This is a genomic window from Dactylosporangium sp. NPDC049742 (assembly GCF_040674675.1).
GTDB classification, from domain to species: domain Bacteria; phylum Actinomycetota; class Actinomycetes; order Mycobacteriales; family Micromonosporaceae; genus Dactylosporangium; species Dactylosporangium maewongense.
In genome coordinates, this window is the sequence record NZ_JBFANF010000022.1 from 1 (window position 1) to 21,955 (window position 21,955).

The 21,955-nt window shown below is 69.1% G+C and carries 16 protein-coding genes and 1 pseudogene; 7 read left to right on the forward strand and 10 right to left on the reverse strand.

The window, feature by feature from the left end; genetic code table 11:
* Positions 1-368: 368 nt before the first annotated feature.
* The 3 genes from AB0J72_RS25555 to AB0J72_RS25565 form a co-directional block, all read right to left on the reverse strand.
* Positions 369-1,943, reverse strand: a complete 1,575-nt coding sequence (locus tag AB0J72_RS25555) for a tannase/feruloyl esterase family alpha/beta hydrolase (RefSeq protein ID WP_363402760.1) — start codon at positions 1,941-1,943, stop codon at positions 369-371.
* Between the two features lie 56 nt (positions 1,944-1,999).
* The gene (locus AB0J72_RS25560; protein WP_363402762.1) at positions 2,000-2,341 is read right to left on the reverse strand and encodes an FtsX-like permease family protein; all 342 of its coding nucleotides are present in this window, start codon (positions 2,339-2,341) and stop codon (positions 2,000-2,002) included.
* Positions 2,342-2,426: 85 nt separating this feature from the next.
* The gene (locus AB0J72_RS25565; protein ID WP_363403042.1) at positions 2,427-3,125 is read right to left on the reverse strand and encodes a response regulator transcription factor; all 699 of its coding nucleotides are present in this window, start codon (positions 3,123-3,125) and stop codon (positions 2,427-2,429) included.
* Between the two features lie 299 nt (positions 3,126-3,424).
* On the opposite strand from AB0J72_RS25565, the gene AB0J72_RS25570 reads away from it, so the two are divergent.
* Complete coding sequence (locus tag AB0J72_RS25570; RefSeq protein ID WP_363402763.1) at positions 3,425-4,318, forward strand: hypothetical protein; 894 nt, start codon at positions 3,425-3,427, stop codon at positions 4,316-4,318.
* A gap of 544 nt (positions 4,319-4,862) precedes the next feature.
* On the opposite strand, the gene AB0J72_RS25575 is transcribed toward AB0J72_RS25570, so the two are convergent.
* Positions 4,863-5,168: an LPXTG cell wall anchor domain-containing protein gene (locus AB0J72_RS25575; RefSeq protein WP_363402765.1), complete on the reverse strand. Its 306-nt coding sequence runs from the start codon at positions 5,166-5,168 to the stop codon at positions 4,863-4,865.
* Between the two features lie 503 nt (positions 5,169-5,671).
* On the opposite strand from AB0J72_RS25575, the gene AB0J72_RS25580 reads away from it, so the two are divergent.
* The 3 genes and pseudogenes from AB0J72_RS25580 to AB0J72_RS25590 form a co-directional block, all read left to right on the forward strand.
* Entirely contained in the window at positions 5,672-8,464 is a 2,793-nt protein-coding gene (locus AB0J72_RS25580; RefSeq protein ID WP_363402767.1) for a BTAD domain-containing putative transcriptional regulator, read from the forward strand.
* Between the two features lie 348 nt (positions 8,465-8,812).
* On the forward strand, positions 8,813-9,202 hold the full coding sequence (locus AB0J72_RS25585) for a hypothetical protein (RefSeq protein ID WP_363402769.1): 390 nt from the start codon (positions 8,813-8,815) through the stop codon (positions 9,200-9,202).
* A 223-nt stretch (positions 9,203-9,425) separates the two neighbouring features.
* Positions 9,426-9,578, forward strand: a pseudogene (locus AB0J72_RS25590) (DDE-type integrase/transposase/recombinase); the annotation flags it as partial.
* A 106-nt stretch (positions 9,579-9,684) separates the two neighbouring features.
* On the opposite strand, the gene AB0J72_RS25595 reads toward AB0J72_RS25590, so the two are convergent.
* The 3 genes from AB0J72_RS25595 to AB0J72_RS25605 all read right to left on the reverse strand — a co-directional run bounded on the left by AB0J72_RS25595 (position 9,685) and on the right by AB0J72_RS25605 (position 11,880).
* A complete protein-coding gene (locus tag AB0J72_RS25595) occupies positions 9,685-10,710 on the reverse strand; it encodes a hypothetical protein (RefSeq protein WP_363402771.1) in 1,026 nt (341 codons plus the stop codon).
* Positions 10,707-11,213, reverse strand: coding sequence for a SigE family RNA polymerase sigma factor (locus AB0J72_RS25600; RefSeq protein WP_363402773.1), 507 nt, complete (start codon positions 11,211-11,213; stop codon positions 10,707-10,709). The genes AB0J72_RS25595 and AB0J72_RS25600 overlap by 4 nt, the downstream gene beginning before the upstream one ends.
* 301 nt (positions 11,214-11,514) lie before the next feature.
* Positions 11,515-11,880: a hypothetical protein gene (locus tag AB0J72_RS25605; protein WP_363402775.1), complete on the reverse strand. Its 366-nt coding sequence runs from the start codon at positions 11,878-11,880 to the stop codon at positions 11,515-11,517.
* A gap of 576 nt (positions 11,881-12,456) precedes the next feature.
* Here AB0J72_RS25605 and AB0J72_RS25610 point away from each other — a divergent pair.
* Both AB0J72_RS25610 and AB0J72_RS25615 read left to right on the forward strand, forming a co-directional pair.
* A complete protein-coding gene (locus tag AB0J72_RS25610) occupies positions 12,457-12,981 on the forward strand; it encodes a DUF6221 family protein (protein ID WP_363402777.1) in 525 nt (174 codons plus the stop codon).
* A 179-nt stretch (positions 12,982-13,160) separates the two neighbouring features.
* On the forward strand, positions 13,161-14,714 hold the full coding sequence (locus AB0J72_RS25615; protein ID WP_363402779.1) for a protein kinase: 1,554 nt from the start codon (positions 13,161-13,163) through the stop codon (positions 14,712-14,714).
* 11 nt (positions 14,715-14,725) lie between these two features.
* Here AB0J72_RS25615 and AB0J72_RS25620 read toward each other — a convergent pair whose 3' ends face one another.
* Positions 14,726-14,944: a hypothetical protein gene (locus tag AB0J72_RS25620; RefSeq protein ID WP_363402781.1), complete on the reverse strand. Its 219-nt coding sequence runs from the start codon at positions 14,942-14,944 to the stop codon at positions 14,726-14,728.
* A gap of 555 nt (positions 14,945-15,499) precedes the next feature.
* Between AB0J72_RS25620 and AB0J72_RS25625 the strand changes: the two genes are divergently transcribed.
* On the forward strand, positions 15,500-20,833 hold the full coding sequence (locus tag AB0J72_RS25625) for a GH92 family glycosyl hydrolase (RefSeq protein WP_363402783.1): 5,334 nt from the start codon (positions 15,500-15,502) through the stop codon (positions 20,831-20,833).
* Positions 20,834-20,972: 139 nt separating this feature from the next.
* Here AB0J72_RS25625 and AB0J72_RS25630 read toward each other — a convergent pair whose 3' ends face one another.
* Both AB0J72_RS25630 and AB0J72_RS25635 read right to left on the reverse strand, forming a co-directional pair.
* Positions 20,973-21,395 carry a hypothetical protein gene (locus AB0J72_RS25630; protein WP_363402785.1) on the reverse strand — a complete coding sequence of 141 codons (423 nt, stop codon included), beginning with the start codon at positions 21,393-21,395 and terminating at the stop codon, positions 20,973-20,975.
* Positions 21,396-21,414: 19 nt separating this feature from the next.
* Positions 21,415-21,846 carry an Lrp/AsnC family transcriptional regulator gene (locus tag AB0J72_RS25635; RefSeq protein ID WP_363403044.1) on the reverse strand — a complete coding sequence of 144 codons (432 nt, stop codon included), beginning with the start codon at positions 21,844-21,846 and terminating at the stop codon, positions 21,415-21,417.
* Positions 21,847-21,955 lie beyond the last annotated feature (109 nt).

Sequence of the window (21,955 nt, forward strand, 5' to 3'; positions counted from 1 at the left end):
GCCGTCCCTGAGACCACCGACAGGGAGCTCGTCAACGCCTGACACCCATCCACATGAACCACCCTGACCCGGGCCTCCCAAAGAGTGCCCGGGTCGAGTGCGTCGCGGTGCCTCGCCCGGAACTCACACCGCGCATATCCGCCGACCCACCGGTCGGCGGCGTCGGCCAGGCCGGTGTCCCGCAGGACCGCATCGACACGGAACGCGGGCACCTCCGGGGCGGCGAGGTGCCGGGCGAGGGCCAGCTCGATCCGTGCGGTCGCGCCGTGGCCGGGGCCGGCGGAACGTGCCGCGCTTCGGCGGCAGCCAGGCGATCGTGGAAGGGCGCCGATGTGTCCGGTCGTAGGGTGGCGCGGTGCCGGGACGGTTCAGTGGCAGCCGGTGTCGCCGGGGGCGGCGTTGCGGGCGTGGGTGATCTGGGTGATCTGCGGGTACCGGCAGAGATTGGTGACGATGTTCCGGCCCCGGCTGTCGGTTGTGACGGCGGGCAGGGTGTCGGGCGCGTGGCCGTGTTCGACCCAGCCGACCAGGGCGGCCAGCGGGTCGGTCGGAACGGGCCCGCGGCCACCCGAGCAATGTCCCACTCCCGGGGCGAGGAAGACCCGGAAGAACGCGTCGGTGGCCTCCGTGCCTGTGCGCGCCTCGACGCGGCGGCGGTAGTCGGTGGTGCCCTGCGGCAGCACGATCGGGTCGGCCAGGCCGTGCCAGGTGATCATTTTGCCGCCGGCGGCGCGGAACGCGGACAGGTCGGGGTCGTCGGTGCCAATGACGGTGTTGTATCGGGCCCGGGACCGCTGGAACAGCCGCTCGAATCCGGTGCGGTCGATCGAGGAGGTGTCGAAGCCGGGTTGGCGCTGGACGAAGTACCTGATCCAGTTGTCCGTGACGGGGAACGGTGCGCCGTGCCGTGATCCGAAGAGCGGCTTCGCCGTGGCGGCCAGCGGGTTGAACGGCGCGCCGCGCGGCAGGCCGTACCAGAGCCGGGTGCCGGATCTGCTGTGGGGACCGTCCCAGATCTTGCGGACGACGTCGGCGGCGGCACGGCTGATGCGCACCCGCCGGCCGTGGCAGACGACGACCCTGCCGACGAGCGTGTTCGGGTCGAAGCCGCACTGTTCGGGCCGGCTGATGGCGCCAGCGTCGCCGCAGGCGGTGACCGCGGCGCGGTTGAAGGCGTCGAACTCGCATGTGGTGGGGTAGACGTGCGACTCGTTCATGGCGACCTGTGGCCAGAACTGGGCGACGGAGAGCCGGTCCCAGTTGATGGCGGGTGCTGCGGCGAGGATGCCGTCGAAGTCGGTGGGGTAGCGCTGGGCCTCCATCAGGCCCTGCCGGCCACCGGTCGAACAGCCGTTCCAGTACGAGTATGCGGGAGGGCGGCCGTAGAAGCCGGCCATCAGCTGTTTGCCGATCACGCTCAGCTCGTGGACGGAGCGGTATGCGAAGTTGTCCAGCAGCGCCTCGTTGAGGGTGCGGTCGCGGTGCAGTGCCCAGCTGGGTCGCCCGGATCGGGCGGTCCGGACGCCGGCGTCGGTCGAGCCTGCGGCGTAGCCGCGGTGGATCGCCCGGGCCAGCGCGCGCTCGGATCCGGAGGCGGTGAACCCGCCGCCGCCGACCGCCTGGAAGCGCCCGTTCCAGCTCGTGAGCGGCAGCCACAGGCGCGTCCGTACCCGGTCGCCGGCCTGCCCGTGGGTGAGCAGGACGGTTACCTCGCAGAACGCTGGAAGGCCGGTGATCATGTGTCGTCGCCCGAGGGCGGGGACCCCGACCCGGTGGCCGAGCACGGTCATGGACAGGATGCGCGCGCCCGGAACCGGCGGCCGGGCCATGCTCGGGCAGCCACCCGGGCCGCCGACCCCGGTCGATGCCGACGGCTGGGCGGCGGACAGGGTGAGCAGCGCCGAAAGCAGCAGCGCCGCAAGGCGGGCCGGCCAACGTCCCATCGCTACTCCTGACGGCCGCGATCATCTGGTCGCGACTGGGGCGGGTGTGCTGGCGGTCACAGGTCACGCAGCACGGTGATCGCCGGGCGCCGGCTGGCAGCGATGGTCGCCGCGCCGGCCACGGCAAGGCAGACGACGCTCAGCAGCAGCCCGAAAAGCAGGTACGGCCATGGCACGGTGAATCGATCGGGAGGCGGGTCGAAGACCCCGGTCAGCATCGCGACGAGCATCCGGGACAGCGCTGTGGCGAGCAATGCGCCGAGGGTGAGGCCGCATACCCCGACGACGGTCACCTCGGCCCAGACGAGCTTCGCCAGCTGGGGTGCTCGGGCGCCGAGGGCGCTGGCGAGGGCGAAGGTGCGGCGGCGTTCACCCGCCGTGCGGACAGCACGGAACACGGCATCGGACTGCCGCTGGCCCGCAGCCTGGCCGAAGCCGAAGGCGGACGGCTGGTCATCCGACAGGCGGCACCACACCCCGTCTTCAGCCTCCTGCTACCCCTGTCGCACCCGTCTCATACCGATAGCCCCGCCCCCGCACCGTCGTGATCCGCGCCGGATCCTCGCCCAGCTCGGCCAGCTTGCGCCGCAGCACGCTGACGTGTACGTCGAGGGTCTTGGTCGGGCCGAACCAGTTCTCGTCCCACACCTGCGCCATCAGATCCTCGCGTGTCACCACCTCGCCCGCCCGTGCGGCGAGCACGACCAGCAGGTCGAACTCCTTCGGCCGCAGCACCAAATCCCGGCCGCCGACGCTCGCCCGGCGCGCCGCCACATCCAGATACAGCCGACCAACCACAATGGGCGCCGTGCCCATCGCTGAGGCCTGACGACGCAGATGGGCACGCAGCCGCGCCAGCAGCTCGGTCAGCCGGAACGGCTTGGTCAGGTAGTCGTCGGCGCCCGCGTCCAGCGCGACCACAACATCCAACTCCGCGGTCCGGGCGGTCAGCACGACGATGACCGTACCCACGGCGTGCGCACGCAGCCGTCGGCACACCAGCACGCCGTCGACATCCGGCAGACCGAGATCAAGCAAGATCAGATCGGGTGGCCGCGCCTGCACCGCGTCCACAGCCTCCGCGCCCGTCGAGGACGGCGACACCTGATAGCCGTTCGCCTGCAACGCCTGCGCCAGTTCCTGGCCGATATCGGCGTCGTCCTCCACCAGCAGCACCGACAGGCCGCCCACGCCCCGATCCTAATGCGGCCCGGCCAGCCTCACACCAACGGTGATGTGGACAGGAAGACGTGGGATTCGGGACCAAAGATGCGGCGGGCGCCCGCTGATACATGCGCGGGTCACGGTGACTGCATCCCAGCGTTGCGGGATCTGCTTGATCCGGCAAGACCTGAGCCGCGACTCCGGAGTGGGCTGGCAGCATCCGCCATTCAGCCAATTCTTATCCGGCTTGGCGTAGGTTTGCCCAAATTTGCCCGCTGTCTCCTCGCTCGGCGACCCGACCGGCGCAAGGAGCTCTCGTGAAGCAAGCCGAGAACATCACCGAAGCGACCCTCGCCCGCGGCGGCCGGTACGTCATGAAGAAGCTGCCTGAGGTCACCCTCGCTTTCTGGATCATGAAGATCGCCGCCACCACCCTCGGTGAGACCGCCGGGGACTTGTTCGCCCAGACCCTCAAACTGGGCTACTTCCTGACCACGATCGCGCTGTTCGGCATCTTCGTGATCACGCTGCTGGTGCAGTTACGCTCCCGCAGGTACAACCCCTTCTGCTACTGGACTGTCATCCTGTCCACCAGCATGGCCGGCACGACCATGTCGGACTTCATGAACCGCAACGCGACCACGAAATACCTCCCCACCGGAGCCAACACGCTCGGCTGGGGGCCGCAGGGACTGGGACTGGGCTACCCGATCGGCGCGGCGATCCTCGTCGCCCTGCTGATCGCCATCTTCGTAGCGTGGCGACACGCCAGGCTGACGTTCGCCATCCGTGACATCGACACCTTCCGCGGCGAAACACTGTTCTGGGCCGCGATCCTGGCGTCCAACACCCTGGGCACCTCCATGGGCGACTTCCTGTCCGACAGCTCCGGCCTCGGCTACAGCGGCGCCGCCCTGCTCGTCACCGGCGCCCTCGTCGCCCTGCTCGCCCTCAAACACGTTCCCGTTGTACCGAATCTCGCCCTGTTCTGGGCCGCGTTCGTACTGACCCGGCCACTGGGCGCCACCGCCGGCGACTTCCTCACCAAACCCGGCACCAAAGGAGGCCTGAACCTGGGCACGCTCGGCTCCTCCGTGGTCCTGCTCACGATCCTGTTCGCCCTCATGGCCCACGCCCATGTCAAGGACCGCAAACACGGCCCACGCCTCCACAAGCGCGCCATCAGCGATCGACTACCAGCAGCAGGATGACATGCAGCAGGTCTTCTGCCGACCTGCCCGGAAGTCGAAGCTGCAGCCCAGCCCAGGGACACTGGAAATAGCGGCGGATCTACCGATCAGGGGAGAGACGCTGGACGAAACCGGAGCCAGGCCCGCACATCGGCGGTACGCTCGGTCGCCATCCTGAGGGAACGGCGTCGCCCCGCGACCAGCCGCCTCGCTGACAGCGTCCGACCGTGAAGCGCTCACCGGGCGGAACAGTAGCGTTGACGCCCAGCTACGGCCCTCAGGCCGGCATCCTCATCATTCCTCGTGTTGCTGCGTCTGGCTTGTCTGGCTGTCACGAGCGCGTTTGCCGCGCTGCGGCTGCTGCCGGGCCGGGACTGGGACAAGGACGTGGAGATTCTGGCTCTGCGGCATCAGGTCACGGTGCTTGAGCTGCACGGACGAGGCTTTCGGCAGGCGCAGTGTCGAACATGGCGCCAGGCCGGGGGAGTGGCTCACGATCCGGGCGTGGGACACGAAAGGGCCGTCGGGCAGGGGTGAACCCGCACGACGGCCCAGGCTGATCGTGTTACGCGACGAACTTGACGCTCTGCCGGCGGCGGTACGCCATGAACAGCACTGCGCCGACCGCGATCAGGGCAGCGCCGCCACCGGTGAGCAGCCAGATGTTGGTGCCGGTGACGGGCAGCGACGGGCCGCCGGACGCGCTGGGCGACGGGGAGACCGGCGCGGACGGGCGGGGCGACGTATCGGTGGCCGCGACGCAGGCGCGGACCAGGTCGAACGTCGCGTCCTGGAGCGGCGGGTTGGTCAGGCCGACGCCGGCGCCGAGCCACCAGCCGGCGCGGCGGCCCAGCTCGTCGGAGAATGGCACCCCAGCCGACGAGATTTCGGAACCTCACACGGCCAATGATTGACCGCGCTCTTCTCGTCCCAGAGTTCCGGACATGCGGTCAGACGCCACTATGAACCCTCGTGGCCTGGTCACATTTCCACCCCCGTCGGTTGACCTCTGGATCCTGGCCGCAGCGTCGTGGGCTGCGATAACAACGCTGTCCTGCTGGCGTTGTAAGATCATTGTGGAAACCTTGAACCTCCCGGTCAGAGGAGAACTCGGCATTGGCGTTCCTCACTCCTGCGCGACAGGCGCCAGCTTCGTCCGCCGGCCGTCGATCTGAGCGAGCCACAGCCTGAACGTCCCAGCCGAACGAACGTGGACGTGACCGCCAGGCCGAGGAGGACGTCCCGCGCACAGCTGGAAACGAAGCCAGCTCGCATCGATGTTCGCGTCCGTCCGGGTATGCGACCGGATCTGGTGCGCCGCCGCGAGCGAAGACATTGATACGCGCTACGAAGCGAAGGACGGTCGAGGCGACGTTGGAGTTCCGGTTGCTCGGCAGCAGCATCGAGGTTCATACCGGCGGAACGGCGATCGACGTGGGACATGCCCGGCAGCGCGGGGTGCTGGCAGCGCTGCTCGTCGACGCCGGCGAGGTCGTGCGGGCTGACCAGCTCATCGAGCGGGTGTGGGGCGCCAGTTCTCCGCAGCGGGCGCAGTCCACCCTGCACAGCTATCTGTCCCGCCTGCGTCGCACCCTGACCGTTCAGTCCGGTGAGTCGCTGCTCCACCGGCGGTCCGGCGGTTACCTGCTCGCGATTGACCGGCTGGCGGTGGACCTGCACCGGTTCCGGCACCTGTGCGCACAGGCCCGTTCGACGCCCGACGACAACATGGCTTCGGGCATGCTCGGCCAGGCGCTTGGCCTGTGGCGCGGCAATGCCTTCGCCGACCTCGACACCCCGTACTTCAACCTGCAGCGCGACGCGGCCGACCAGGAGCGGCTCGCCGCCGAACTGGACCGCTGCGACATCCGGCTCCGGCTGGCACAACACGGTGAGCTGCTGGCCGAGCTACTCACCCGCACCGAGGCGCACCCGCTGGACGAGCGTGCGGCCGGCCAGTTCATGCTCGCGCTGTTCCGCAGCGGCCGCGCCGCCGACGCGCTGGCTCACTACCGGCTGACCCGGCAGAGGCTGAACGAGGAGCTGGGCAGCGATCCGGGCGTCGCCCTGCAGCACCTGCACGAGCGGATGATCGCCGGCGACCCGGCCCTCGACGCGGCGAGTGCACCGGTGCCGCAGGCCCGGCTCCTGGTAGAGACCCCGCGCCAGCTGCCGGCGCCGCCCGCCGTCTTCATCGGCCGGGCCCGGGAGATGGCCGAGCTCGACCGCGTCGCCGGAACGGGTGACGTGATGGGGGTCGCGGCCATCGGCGGTACCGGCGGGATCGGCAAGACCTGGCTCGCGCTGCACTGGGCACACCGCAACGTCGACCGCTTCCCCGCCGGGCAGCTCTACGTCGACCTCCGCGGCTTCGACCCAGCCGGGGACCCGGTGCCCGCGTCAGTCGCCCTGCAAGGCTTCCTCGAGGCGCTGGGGGTCGCGCCGGCCGAGATCCCAGCGGATCTGCCGGGCCGGACGGCGTTGTACCGCAGCCTCGTAGCGGCCCGGCGGATGCTGATCCTGCTCGACAACGCACGCAGCACCGCCCAGGTCGAGCCGCTACTGCCCGGCAGTCCGTCCTGCATGGTCTTGATCACCGGGCGCCGGCAGCTGGCGGGGCTGGTCACCGCGTTCGGCGCCCAGCCGCTGGCCCTGGACGCGTTGCTGAGCTCCGAGGGGCGGGAACTGCTCGTGCATCACCTCGGCCGGCGCCGGGCGGCGCGCGAACCCGAGGCCACCGCAGCGCTCGTGGCGCACTGCGCGGGGCTGCCACTGGCCACGAGCATCGTGGCGGCCCGGGCGCGCATCCAGTCCGGCCTGCCGCTGGCGGCGCTGGCCGAGGAGCTCGGCGACCGGTCGGGGCGGCTCGACGCCCTGGACGCCGACGACCTCAACGCGAACCTGCGGGCGGTGTTCTCCTCCTCGTACCAGGCGCTGGAGCCCGATCTGGCGCAGATGTTCCGGCTGCTCGGGGATGCGGCCGGACCGGACATCGGCCTGTCCGCCGCTGCCGAGCTGACCGGTCAGTCCGCCGCTCGGACCAGAGTCGCGCTGCGCAGGCTGGCGGCCGCGTACCTGCTGCAGGAGCACGCGCCGGGCCGCTACCGGATGCATGACCTCGTGCACCTGTACGCCGCGGAGCGCTGCGCACACGATCAGCCCGCCGCCGTCGTGGACCTCACGCGGCAGCGGCTGGCGGCGTTCTACACCGGCACCGCCCTCGCCGCCGACCGGCTGCTGTCGCCGCAGCGCACGCCCATCGCGACGGGCGCGGCGCGGGTACGGACGTCCGGTGCGCCCACCGATGCCGCCGCGGCGATGGCCTGGTTCGAGGCCGAGCACCAGTGCCTGCTGGCCCGGCACCGGGAGGCCGTCGAGCGTGGCCAGCACGCCGAGGTGTGGCGGCTGGCGTGGGCACTCGACACCTTCCACTGGCGGCGGGGATACCTTCACGAGCGCGTCGCCATGCTCGAGGCCGCGATCGCCGCCACCGGGGCGCTCCCGGACCTGGCAGCTCTCGCCCTCAACCATCGGCTGCTGGGCCGCGCCTACGTCCCGCTCGGCCAGCACCACCGTGCCCTGCACCACCTCCGGCGGGCAATGACCGGGTACGAGGAGGTCGGCGATGCCGACGGCCAGGCCCAGACCCAGCTGAACCTCGCGCTCGCATGGGAACACGTCGGCGACCATCGGCAGGCCCTCGCCCACGCGGCAGCGAACCTGCGCATCCGGTCCACCCTCGGCAACCCCGCCCGGGAGGCCGAGGCGCACAACGCGGTCGGCTGGTATCACGCCCTCATCCAGGAGTACGAGGAGGCCGCCCGCTACTGTCACCGAGCCCTCGCCCTCTGCCGCGAGCTTGGTTTCCGCGAGGGCGAGGCCTACACCTCCGACAGTCTCGGCTACGTCGCACACCACAGCGGCCGGCCCGTGGCCGCGCTGCAGCACTACCTGGACGCCCTGAAACTGCGTCGCGAACTGGGCGACACCTACGAGGAGGCGGACACCCTGGCCCACCTCGGCGACGTGTACTGTGCCCTCGGCCGCAACGCCGAGGCCGTGGACGCCTGGCGGGAGGCGCTGGCGCTCTACGAAGCCCAACACCGTCCTCGCCACGCCGCGAGCGTCGTCAGCAAGCTCCTCGACGCATGCCGTTCGGCCGCATGAGGGGGCACTACCGGAGAGCTCACCGCTTATCGATCGTCGATGCGACCGCGGTTTCCATTCCCGCCACATCGTGCCAATGACGCCTCCGAAGCCCGCCAGTTGGAACGCCGAAGCCAGGTGTAGCGGCTCGTCGATGAACGTCGGGTTGGTCTCGGCCGTGCTGCACGCTGACAGGAAGGCCAGCTCCGCCTGGTGGCCGGTCCGAACGGGTTGCGAGACAAGCGTGACTCGGCGACCGCAAGGCGGGTGTGGGGGACGATTCCAGCCCTGATATCAGCAAGGCGCCGCACAGCTCTGACCAGGGGATTCAAGGTTCATGGCAGAACCCAACAAAGTCAGCGTGACAACGTGGCTGTCGCAGTCCAGAAGTATTCCTTTCCGATGGACCACGACAGGAGAAGTCACGTGCGCAGGACAATCGCAGCACTGGCCATTGCTGGGGGTGCCGTTGCGGTGCTCGCGGCACCCGTGAGCCCAGCCCAGGCGGCCACCCCCACCGTGAACCTGGCTGCCGGCTCGTGCTACGGGGGGTGGCACGACAGCAACACGTACGGTGAGGGCTGTAAGGGATACCCCGCAGGCTACAAGATGCAAGCCTCGGCGCAGTGCAAGAACGGGCAATGGGCGTACGGCAGCACCGTTTCGATCTCGAGCAGTAGTTACACGTGGTCTTACGCTTACTGCGCGGGTAAGGGCGGATACAAGCTCGGCACCGGCGGCTACATCATCCTCGGCTAGCTGTAGGACAACGCAGACGACGTCCGAGTCAGCAGCGGCGTTCGGATCACCTGACAGCACCTGGCGAGCAGGGAATCCGCGTGCCTTCTCGACCGGCGGGGCCAGGGCACTCCACGCCTCCCTGGCCCCGCCGGGAGGGCACACCGCGGGTGCGCCCGTGGCGTGCGGCTCCCGCGGGCGCTCATCGGTCCGAGGCGTCGCTGTCCGCTTGTATCTGCGGTACGACGTGCTCGTGTCCGCCCGTCGCGACGCTGTGGCAGCGTGCCGGTTCTTCCGCCGGGCGTTGACCGCGTTGAAGGTGCGCCCCACCGAGGTCGTCACTGACGCGGCGCCGGTGTACCCGGCAGTCCTCGATGAACTGATCCCGTCGGCGTGCCGACCTGACGGTGCAGGGGCAGCAGTTGGTGGCGCAGGGCGAGTATTTCGATGTCCTTGTCGCGGTCATTCATGGGCAGACCCGTAGCAGCGTCACGTGGGCGCTGTCAGGGTCCGGTTTGGACGGGCACCGGCCCGCTGAGTGCCGCGTCGAGCAGAACCCGGTTCCCCAGCGGCGCGTCCAGGTGCACGGTGATTGTTGCCGGGCGCCCGATGGCCAGGCACACACCGTTGTCGCCCGGCGGCTTCGGCGTGGCGATCACCGCGACCACGACCTCGGCGCCCGTCTCGTGGATAGCGCCGGTTTCGGTGACGTTGCATCCGGCGAGATAGTGCAGGGTCAGATCCTGGCCGGTGAGGGTCACTGAGTCCACTGCGGTCATGCCTTCCGCGGGTGGCAGGCTGGGGGCGGGCAACATCGTGATGGCAGACGGCGCCACCGCGATCCGGATCACGGGCACGGTCAGCTCAGTGACGGTGAATTGCCATGCCGGTACGTCGATCTGACCACGCGAGGTGCGCAGCACCGCCGTGCCCAGGACCGCGTCGGTGATGGTGAGCGTGCAGCCGCGGTTGGCGCAGGGGCCATCGCCGCGGTCTACCGCCGCGTAGGCCTGCGCCGCTGACACGACAGGCACGGTGAGCTTGCCGCCGTCAGGAAAGTCGATCTCGTATTGCCCCGGCTGGATGCTGGGCAGTGTCCCAGCTAGACGGTAGTGCCCATCGCTGAGCGCGGCTTTCGCTTTCTGGGCCAGATCTGACTGATCACCGTCCACATAGATCGATGCGCTGGCCGTTGGAACCCGGGTCAGTTCCTGCGACGGCAGCGCCACCAGCCCGGTGCGCCACGCGGCGTCGGCGCCCGAGGCCTGCCAGGCGGCGATCACCTGCTGGCTGCGCTCCTGGAAGGTCGGCGTGAGCTGCTGGGCCGGCGGTATGGACTGCGGCGCGGACCGCACCAGCTGCGCGGTCATGGCGGTCACCGCCAGCGTCACCACAGCTGCGGTGCAGACCGCCACGCCGCGCCGCCGGCGTGCGCGATGGCGGATGGCTTTCATCGGCGGGTCCATCGCAGCGCGCGGCGGCACCGGCAGGCCCGCGCGCAGCAGCTCTGCCAGGTGAGTTTCGTTCACGGCGATGCCTCCTCGGATGTCGGGGTGACGAGCGAAACGAGTTCGGGACTCGCCCTTAGCCTGTCCAGGGCACGGGCCGTGTAGGACTTCACCGTCCCCACGCTGATGCCCATCGCCTGCGCCGTCTGAGCCTCGGTCAGGTCGGCGTGAAAACGCAGCATCAGCACGGCCCGCTGCTGCCGGGGCAGACTGGCCAGCATCTCTGCCAGCGCGATGCGCAGGTCCGAGCCGCTGTACAGGTCGCCTGACGGGTGCTCAGGCAGAACATCGAAGGCCACCTCGCCCCGCCACCTACGGCGCCACCAGTTCAGATAGGTGGTGACCATCATGCGGCGCAGGTAAGCCTGCGGAGCATCGTCGCGGACCCGCTTCCACCGGCCGTAAACGCGGGCCAGCACGGTCTGCACCAGATCCTCGGCCCGGTGCCAGTCACCAGTGAGCAGCCACGCTGAGCGCAGCAGCCCCGGCCACGCGGCGCGGACAAACTCCTCAAAATCGTCCACTCGCAACCTCCTTCAGCCCGTCAACAGGCCGGTGCGCACAAATGGTTGCCAGTACCTCTACAGATTCAAAGCCGACCAGTCCGGCCTTGATCCACGCAGCCTTTGGTGTTCCCGAGGCGCTGAAGTTGCGAGTGATCTTGCGGAGTCCGCATCGACACGCAGAACGTCCTTCTATGCCGCGAGTGCTGCGCAGCGACCAGTTGAAGATCGTCACAGTTCGTACTCGAAGATCGCGTTGTCGGCCTCGTCGCGGGTCCGCCAGCTGGTGTGGTAGACGGCGTGCCTCGACCCTGCGCGCCCTTCAGGGCAGCCGCTGAAACCAGTCGCCGCCGGTCGTCAGGATCAGGACGTGGTCGGGGGCGTCTGTCGGCGGCGAGGCATTGAGCTGGACGTTGCCGCGCTGCTCGACCGGCGAGTTGTCGGCGTCGAGCAGTTCGTCGAAGTTGAGCACGGCCTCCCGTGAGGTCTGCGGCGAGGACTGCGACATGGTGCCGAGCTTCCAGTGGCCGTGGCCGTGGAACGGGCCCACCCGGCCGGTGCGCTCGTAGATGGTGCCCAACTGGCCGGCCGGCACGCCGGTCGCCGCGAAGGTGCCGTTGGCGCGCAGTTCGTAGCGGGCTGAGCTCTCGTAGCCAGCCCACACGCCCACCAGGTCGGCGGTGCCCACCTCGACCGGCTCGGTAGGGCAGTCAGCCAGGGCGTCGCCGAGCCGCAGGCCGCGGCCAGCAGTAGCGCCGGCACGGCCAACACGATGCCCCGCTTCACTTCTCGGTCATCCAGTCCGCGCCAAGCCCCAGCGTGAGCGGCTTCACCGGAACGTCCGGCGGGTCACTGACCCACTGCGTCGCGCTGAACGTGACGCCGCGCGGCTGCGCGTACGGCTGCCCGTCGCGCTCGTCGCGGAATTCGGAGGCGCCTTCTCGATCGCTTGCAGGTCGTAGTGTCCGCGGCGCAGGTTCTGCATGAACGCGTGTCCAGCGATGATCGTCTGCGCGGTCCGGTCGGTCTGTAGCCCGCAGTGGCCGGACTGGACGCCAGCGGTTTGAGTGCTTCACCGCGCAAGCCTTCTTGACCAGGGCAACGCTCAATGCAACGGACCCATTCAGCGCGATCCATCCGTGCTCGGCCGTCGAGCCGGCAGTTGGCCGTGTGAAACCAGTTCAGTGGGCAGCAAAACTGCTCGGCTGGACCCGCCTGACCAGAACGCCATCGCAGACGGCGCCGCCCGAGGAGAATCGAGGGTATGACCAACGACCTGGTGGCGTTTATCGAGGCACGGCTCGCCGAGGACGAGTCGATCGTCAGCATCATCTCGGCGGGCGGCTATGCAGCGCAGGAGTGGCGCGTCAAACCGGACCAGCCCGGCGGCTGGCGAGAGATCCGAGCGTTCGACCGCACCGGTTTCACGGACCTTTCACAGGCGTACAACGAGGTCGGTGAGCTGGTCGCGGTCGTGCCGGGCCTTCGTAACCAGCACATCCATATCGCCCGGCATGATCCCGCCCGGGTGATCCGCGAGGTGGAGGCCAAGCGGCGGCGGCTCGAGCGGCACAAGCCGGGCTATGCCAGCGGTCAAACCGAGTACGGCAGACACGTAGAGGTGTACCGGCGCGATGACGGCAAGACGATCGAGGTTCCGGTTCAGGACGACGAGCCGCGCGAGCCGAACTGGTGCCGAACCTGTGAAGAGCCCGCGCCGTGCCGGGAGCTCCGCAACGACGCATCGGTCTGGTCCGACCATCCCGACTTCCCCGAATGGGCGGTTTGAGCCGGGACCGTTGCGTGGGGTGAAATGCAAATTCACCCTCCCACTCGCCCATAGCAGGTGATGGTGCTCGGCCGTAACTCGAAGTTATGTTCGGCGGCAACAGGAAACCGCTCGGGTCGGCACGCTGACCCCTTGTAACGACTTGGAGAACCCCCAGTAGCCGAAGCTCGGGAGGGTGGATGTCGCACGGGCGACCGACCGATGCGCCGCGGCTTCGTCATCCGCGGGCAGCGATGATCCGCAGCAGCGCCGACAGTCCGTATGGTGACTCGGTCGTCGTGGCGCAACGGCTCCTCGGCGGCCGCTACCGGATCGAATGGGTGCTGGGCCGCGGAGGCATGGGCACCGTCTGGCGCGGCCACGACCTGCGACTGGACCGGCCGATCGCCGTCAAGGTGCTGTCCGGTGAGGGGCTGGGCCTACCCAAGGCTATGGAACGCTTCGGCCGCGAGGCGCGCGCGGTGGCCCGGCTGTCGCACCCCAACGTCGTCCCGGTGTACGACTTCGGCGCCCAGGACGGCGAACCGTACCTGGTCATGGAACTGGTCGACGGCCCGACAGTGGCGGACCTGCTGGCCGAGGGCCCGCTGTCGATCGCCGACGTCCTCGCGATCTCCTCGCAGATCTGCGACGGGCTCACAGCCGCACACGCGGCCAAGATCGTTCACCGCGACATCAAGCCGACCAATCTCATCGTGACCGCCACCGGCGTGGTGAAGATCTGCGACTTCGGTGTGGCCCGAATGCTCAACGCCACCGAATACGCCGACCTGACCGGGTCGGCCATCGCCATGGGCAGTCCCAAGTACATGGCGCCCGAACAGATCAACGGCGAGCCGGTCGACGCCAGGACCGACCTGTACGGTCTGGGCTGCAGCATGTACGCGATGCTCATCGGCCATCCACCGTTCTCGACCGGCTCTGCGTTGAGCGTCGTTCAACAGCACGTTACGAGGACACCGGAACCGCTTCGGGTTCGTCGCCCTGAAGTGCCGGCCAGCGTGGAAGCTCTGGTGGCCGACCTGCTCGCCAAAACACCGGACGAACGCCCGCCGGATGCCACCACCGTCCGGAAACGCATGGTCGCGGCAGCGGATCGGACGGCGCACGGCGCATCGGGGGCACTCCCTCGATCCGCTGTCTCTTCGGCGGCGGACTTGGCGGCCGCACCGCCGCGCAGCGGAAGGTTTGCGGAGGAGCGAACGCCGCCGCCGGCGCCAAGGTCGAGGCGGTGGCTGCTGTGGGTGGCCGCCGCAGTGGCCGCGGCAGCGGTCACCCTGACGGCACTCATCGCCGCCATGCCGCTCACGAACCGGTCAGGATCACATCGCGGGGTACAGCGGCTGCTCGCAACCGACTCCCCGGCGGCGGTCAACACCTCACCGAGCGTGGCCCTCACGAGTGCGGCGCCGACCACGGCCCGTGCGCAGACCCAGCCGTCACCGACGGAATCCGCGCCACCGCCGCCGATGGATCCGATCGTCGCTATGCACCAGATCATTCAGGAGCAGGTCGACGCCGGATTTCTCAAGGCGGACGCCGCCGGGGCACTGAACCACATGATCGATGACCTGGCCAAGTCCATAGCCAACACCAGACCTGACGACGAGGCCAAGAAACTCAAGGCGCTACGGGACAAGCTGGCCGGCCTGTACAGAGAAGGCAAGCTGACTGACTCCGCCTACACCGCGCTCAACAGCCAACTCGACGCGGTCGCCGCTGAGGTGGGCTGAGTCGTGAATGATCAGCGTGCCGAAATGCCGCGGGCCACCAGCTCGGTGGGGAGCGCCACCGTACGCGGCCAGGACTGGTCTCCGTCGATCCGGTGGAGTTCCTCGATCACGCCGAGGGTGATCCGGTTGTTCAGGCTGAAGAAGGCCGTCGGCGGGTCCGGTTGGTCGAGCAGTTCCGCCACGACGCGGGTCTTCAGGCTCACTCCGGCCCGGGCGGCCACGTCCGCCATCGGGGCCGCCTCGTGCGGCCCAGGTCGCTCGTGACGCGACAGACGATACCGGCGCACCGGTAGCCCTTGACAAACGTTGCCAAGGTAGTTGGGGCATTCTGTCCAATTTGCCGCTTCCGCCCGGCCGTTGTGCCCCGATGTCATGGCGATGGGCTGCGGCAGCCATTGCCATTTCGAGATGGTTACACGGATGTATCTTGACAACGTTGTCATACGGCGAAAGGCTGGCGATTCCGGGCGTGCCCCATGCGCCCGCGATCACCCCTGGAGTCCCGCATGAAGGTGCCCGACGGCGACCCCGTCGCTTTCGTCTTGTCTCGCCGGCGGCTAGCTGGAGCCGCCGCACTGCTTCTGCCGGTTGGGCTGCTCGTCGCCGCAACCACGGCAAGTGCCGCTGCACCGCCCGGCAATTTCAGCTCCTCATTCGAGTCGAACGACCCACGACCCGCGGCGAGCTCCGTCGAGCTCAACGCAAGCGGCAAACCGGTCCAGGAAAATCTGAGCGGATCGAGCCCCACCGGACTGCCCGGCAGCCTGCTCAGCCAGGTCAGCGCGGTGACCGCAAGTGCCGAGAACCCGCCAAACGAAACCGCGGTGAAGCTCGCCGACGGCAATCCGTCGACCAAGTGGCTGGCCTTCAACCCGACCGGCTGGGTCGCCTACCGGCTCTCCCAGCCCGCGACGGTCGTGAAGTACTCGCTGACCTCCGCAAACGACGCGGCGGGCCGCGACCCCAAGGACTTCACGGTGCAGGGGTCGAACGACGGCAACCAGTGGTTCGACCTCGACCGACGCACGGGCCAGTCCTTCAGCGGGCGGTTCGCCACCAACACCTACAGCTTCACCAACACGACCCCCTACGGCTACTACCGGCTGAACATCACCGCCAACTCCGGTGACTCGCTGGTCCAGCTCGCCGACTGGGACATCAGCGACGGCTCCAACGTCCGGCCGCCGGCCACCCCGATGGTCAGCGTCGTGGGCACCGGCCCGGCCAGCGGCTACAACATGAAGCCGAGCGCCGGGTTCACCGGGCTGGCGTCGCTGCGGTACGCCGGCGGCGCCGAGGCCGACGGCCGCTCGTACGCGACCAACAAGCTCTTCGACGTGAACATCCCGGTCGGACCGAAGACCCGGCTGTCCTACAAGATCTTTCCCGAGTACACCGCGCAGGACGCCCAGTACCCGTCCACCTACGCCACCGTCGACCTGCACTTCACCGACGGCAGCTACCTCAGCGGGCTCTCGGCGATCGACCAGCACGGGTACGCACTCACCGCCGCCGGGCAGGGCGCTTCGAAGGTGCTCTACGCCAACCAGTGGAACGCGGTGCAGTCCGACATCGGGGCGGTCGCCAGCGGCAGGACGATCGACCGCATCCTGCTCGCCTACGACGATCCCCAGGCCACCGCCGCAACCCGGTTCCAGGGCTGGATCGACGACGTCACCGTGGCGGGCACGCCAGCGCCGATCGACGGCTCCAGCCTGACCAACTACGTCGACACCCGGCGGGGGACCAACGCGTCGGGCTCGTTCTCGCGCGGCAACAACCTGCCGATCTCGGCGGTGCCGAACGGCTTCAACTTCTTCACGCCGGTCACCAACGCCACCTCCAACTCGTGGGAGTACGAGTACCAGTCGGCCAACAACTCGGCCAACCTGCCCACGCTGCAGGGACTCGCGATCTCGCACGAGCCCAGCCCATGGATGGGCGACCGCAACCAGATGTCGGTCATGCCGGTGTCGGCCGGCGGATCCCTCACCGGGACGCCGAGCAGCCGGGCACTCGCCTTCAGCCACAACGACGAGACCGCGCGGCCGGACTACTACCGGGTCAAGACGACCAACGGCCTGATCGCGCAGATGTCGCCTACCGACCACGGCGGCATCATGCAGTTCACCTTCCCCTCGGGGCAGACCACCGGAAGCCTCGTCTTCTACAACGGCACGTTCACCATCGGCACGGACGGCACCTTCACCGGCTGGGTCGACAACGGCAGCGGCCTGTCGGTCGGTCGCAGCCGGATGTTCGTGTCCGGGACGTTCGACCGGGCGCCGACGGCGCGCGCGGCCACGTCCGCCACGTTCGACACCTCGGCGAACCAGCAGGTGACGCTGCGCATCGCGACGTCGTTCATCTCCGTCGATCAGGCCCGCAAGAACCTCGACATGGAGGTCACCGGCCGAAGCTTCGACGAGATCCACGCCGCCGCGACCGCGGCCTGGACGGACCGGCTCGGCCGGATCGAGGTCCGCGGCGCGACCGAGACGCAGCTGGTCTCGCTCTACTCGAACCTGTACCGCCTGAACCTGTACCCGAACTCGCAGTCGGAGAACACCGGCACCGCGGACGCGCCGCACTGGCAGTACGCGAGCCCGGTCTCGGCGGCGACCGGCACGTCGACCGCCACCACGACCGGCGCGAAGATCGTCGACGGGCAGATCTACGTCAACAACGGGTTCTGGGACACCTACCGCACCGTCTGGCCCGCGTACGCGCTGCTGTACCCGGACATCGCGGCCAAGATCGCCGACGGGTTCGTCCAGCAGTACCGCGACGGCGGGTGGATCGCCCGCTGGTCGTCGCCCGGCTACGCCGACCTGATGACCGGCACCAGCGCGGACGTCGCCCTCGCCCAGACGTACCTCAACGGCGTGGCGCTGCCCGACCCGATGGGCGCGTACAACGCGGCGGTCAAGGACGCGACGGTCGCGTCCGGGCGCAGCGGCGTCGGCCGCAAGGGCATCGAGACCTCGCTGTTCCTCGGCTACACGCCGACCTCCACCGGCGAGTCGGTGTCGTGGGCGCTGGAAGGGTTCATCAACGACTACGGCATCGGCAACATGGCCGCCGCCCTGGCCAAGGACCCGGCCACGCCGAAGCAGGAGCGCGACCGGCTCAAGGAGGAGTCGCAGTACTTCCTGCAGCGGGCCCGCAACTACGTCAACCTGTTCGACCCGAACACGAAGTTCTTCCAGGGGCGCGACGCCTCCGGCAAGTTCCTCGACGGCAACCCGCTGGACTGGGGTGGCGTCTACACCGAGACCAACGGCTGGAACTTCGCGTTCACCGCGCAGCAGGACGGCCAGGGGCTGGCCAACCTTTACGGCGGGCGGAAGGCGCTGGAGCAGAAGCTCGACGAGTTCTTCGCCACGCCGGAGAAGGCCGACCGCCCCGGTGGGTACGGCGGCACGATCCACGAGATGCTGGAGGCGCGTGCGGTACGCATGGGCCAGCTCGGCATGAGCAACCAGCCGTCGCACCACATCCCGTACATGTACGACTTCGTCGGCGCGCCGCAGAAGACGCAGGCGATCGTGCGGGAGCTCCTGCAGCGCCTCTACGTCGGCAGCGAGATCGGCCAGGGCTACCTGGGTGACGAGGACAACGGCGAGATGTCGTCGTGGTACGTCCTCAGCTCGCTGGGCTTGTACCCGCTGCAGGCCGGCTCGTCCAACTGGGCCATCGGCTCGCCGCAGTTCAGCCAGATGACCGTCCACCGCAAGAGCGGCGACATCGTCGTCAACGCGGCGAACAACAGCACGAAGAACGTCTACGTGCAGAGCGTGAACGTCAACGGCAAGAAGCAGAAGGTCACCTCCATCGACTCGTCCGTGCTCGCCAACGGCGGCACCATCGACTTCCAGATGGGGCCGAACCCGTCGTCGTGGGGCACCAGCAACAACGAAGCACCGCCGTCGCTGACCAACGGCAACGCGACGCCCAAGCCGCTGCAGGACACCACCGGCCCCGGTCTCGGCACCGCGACCGCGACCGGCGGGCAGGACGCGTCGAAGCTGTTCGACGACTCGTCGACCACGCAGATGACGTTCGCCTCGGACACGCCGCAGATCAACTGGGCGTACCGCGGCGGAGGCCAGACGCCGACGTACTACACCCTCACCTCGGGTGCGAAGGCGGGCGACCCGGCGGACTGGCAGCTGCAGGGCTCCACCGACGGGATCACCTGGACCACCGTGGACTCCCGCAGTGGCCAGACGTTCCCGTGGCGCAACCAGACCCGGCCGTTCCGGATCAGCAACCCGGGGCAGTTCACGCAGTTCCGCCTGGTCGTGACGAAGACCACCGGCGCCGCGCAGGCGAACCTCGCCGAGATCGAGCTGCTGGCCGGCGGCGACGTGCAGCTCGGTGGCGGCGCCATCACGGTCACCACCGTGGGCACCGTGCACGCGCTGTCCGAAGCCGCGGTGTCCGTGCCGCTGGCCTCCGTCACCGGGGGCACCGGGAGCGGGTACCAGGCCACGATCAACTGGGGTGACGGCACGCCGGCCACCACCGGCACCACGACGCTGAGCTCGCGGGCCGTGTACAACGTCAGCGGTTCGCACACCTACGCCAAGCCCGGCTACTACCAGGCCTCCGTCACGGTGACCGACGGCACCAGCCAGGGCACGGCAACGGTCGGCGTCGACGTGGCCTACACGCCGAAGTCCAGCCTCACCGCCGCGTTCGACACCGTCTGCATCGGCGACGAGGGCGTCCGAGCCGCCAACTGCGACGCCAAGAACTGGGCGTACGACCGGGCCGCACTCGCGGCGGCGGGCGTCACCCAGGGCCAGCGGAACGGGGTTCCCGGCACGGCGCTGAACTTCACGCTGCCCGCGGTCCCTGCCGGGCAGCTGGACAACGCGACCGGCAACGCCAACACGATCGTGCTCAACCTGCCGTCCGACGCCAAGAGCATCTCGTTCATCGGCGCCGGTACGCAGGGCAACCAGAGCACGACCGGCACGGCGACGTTCAGCGACGGCACCACCGCCAGCATCCCGATCCAGATGAGCGACTGGACGCTGGGCGGCAACCCCAACGGCACGCCGTCCTACGGCAACATCGTCGTCGCCAAGACCGCGTACCGACTGCTCGGCACGAGCCGGGACGGCGCCCAGCCGTTCCTGTTCGCCACCGCGCCGTACCAGATCCCGGCCGGCAAGACGCTTGTCTCGGTGACCCTGCCGGCGCAGACGGGCGACCCCGGCTCGGCGGGCCGGATCCACGTGTTCGCCATCGCCAACGACGGCACGCCAGCCGCGGCGCTGACGACCACGGCCCCGAAGGACCAGACGGCCACCGCCGGGCAGGCGCTCAACGCCGCGCTCGGTTCGGTGACCGGTGGCGTCACCGACTCGACCGGCTACCATGCCAGCGTCCAGTGGGGTGACGGCACGGTTCCGCAGGACGCCACGGTCAACGCGTCCGGTGCGATCAGCGCACAGCACCTGTACGCGCAGAACGGCACGTACACGGTGCACGTCACCGTGTGGGACACGTTGTCGAGCAGCACCGTGACGTTCACCGTGACGGTGGCGGGCGCCGGCGCGCAGCCGGCGATCTCGGCATCGCCGTCCGTCGGCGCCGGGGAAACGGTCACCGTCAACGGCACCGGGTTCGCCGCCGGCGAACAGGTGAGCATCGAGCTCGGCGGCGCGGGCAACGTGACGGTCAAGGCATCCGCGGCGGGCGCGGTCCACACGTCGATCGCAGCACCGCGTGACGCGGAACCCGGCCTGTACGCGGTCACCGCCGAGGGCGCATCCTCGCAGGCCCCGGCGACGGCGACCGTCGAGGTGACCGGGCAGCCGGTCCAGCCGGCGTACCAGCCCCAGGTAACCCTGTCGGACACCGAAGGCCCGCGCGGTACGGCGATCACGGTCAACGGTTCCGGGTTCGCCCGGAACGAGGCAGTCACGGTCACCTTCGGTGACGGCCTCTTCGCCATGACCGTCCACGCGAACGGCGACGGCGTCATCTCCGGCGCGGTCATCAGCGTTCCGGGGGCGGCAGTACCGAGTTCGACCAGCATCACGCTGGCGGGCGCTGATTCGGCGACCCGGGTTGAGCTGCCCTTCACGGTCACCAGCCCGAACTAAGCCGAGGTAGTCAACGCCGCTGGTGAGCGAGCCGTCATCATGGCCCGCTCACCAGCGGCGTTGCTGTTTCCGTGAGGGGCAGCGGGTCAACCCCGGCCTGAGCAAGGTGAACGACCACGGGCATGCTGTTCGTTGTAGATCAATACCCGATCGGTGCACTCAGCCCGGACGCTGCGCACGAAGCGTTCCGCCAACGCGTTCGCCGGGGTGTGCGCGGCGGAGTCTTCACCACGTCGATGCCTTCGGCGGCGAACACGGCGTCGAAGGCCGCGGTGTACTTCGCGTCGCGGTCGCGGATCAGAAACCGGAACCGTGTCACACGCTCGCCGAGGTCTATCACCAGGTTGCGGGCCTGCTGGGTGGTCCAGGCAGCGGTCGGGTGGGCGGTGACGCCGAGGATGTGCACCCGCCGGGCCGTGATCTCCACGACGAACGCGATGGTGTCGATGTGGAAGACGTCGGCCGCCAGCAGCCCAGCCGCCTGAGCGCGCAGGAAAGTTGCATTGAGCGTTGCCCTGACCAGACCGTTGAGGTGTGCGCCCGCAATCAAGCGGCGCGCCACGTAGCGGCAAGCGTGAGCGTCAGGGCGACAGCGGGCGCCAGTGCAGCAGGGTCGAGAGCACCATCGTGCTCGAGGGCTGGCCGTACGGGGCCAAACGATCGATCGTCGACTCGAAATCCTCCATCGAGGCCGTCACGACCTTCAGGATCGAGCAGGCGTCGCCGGTCACGCGGTGGATCTCCAGTACCTCCGGCCACTCGAGCACGCTGGGATCGCGCAGCACGCAGCGCGCGCCGTAGCACGACATCCTGATCAGGGCGACCACGTGCCGGCCGGCCTTGGTCAGGTCGACGTGTGCGTGGTAGCCGGTGATCACCCCGGCGGTCTCCAGCCGGCGCACTCGCTCGGCGACGGCCGGCGGTGACAGATGGACCCGGCGGGACAGCTCCGAGTAGGACAGCCTGGCGTCGTCCTGCAACTCGCGCAGCAGCGCCCAGTCCATATTGTCCACGGGCACCTTCCGTTCCAAAAGTCGATCATACGGGACGGTTTGCATCCCGTACGTGAGCAGCGTAAACGACCGTTGATCCACTATTTCGCGCAGGTGGGTCGCGGTACGA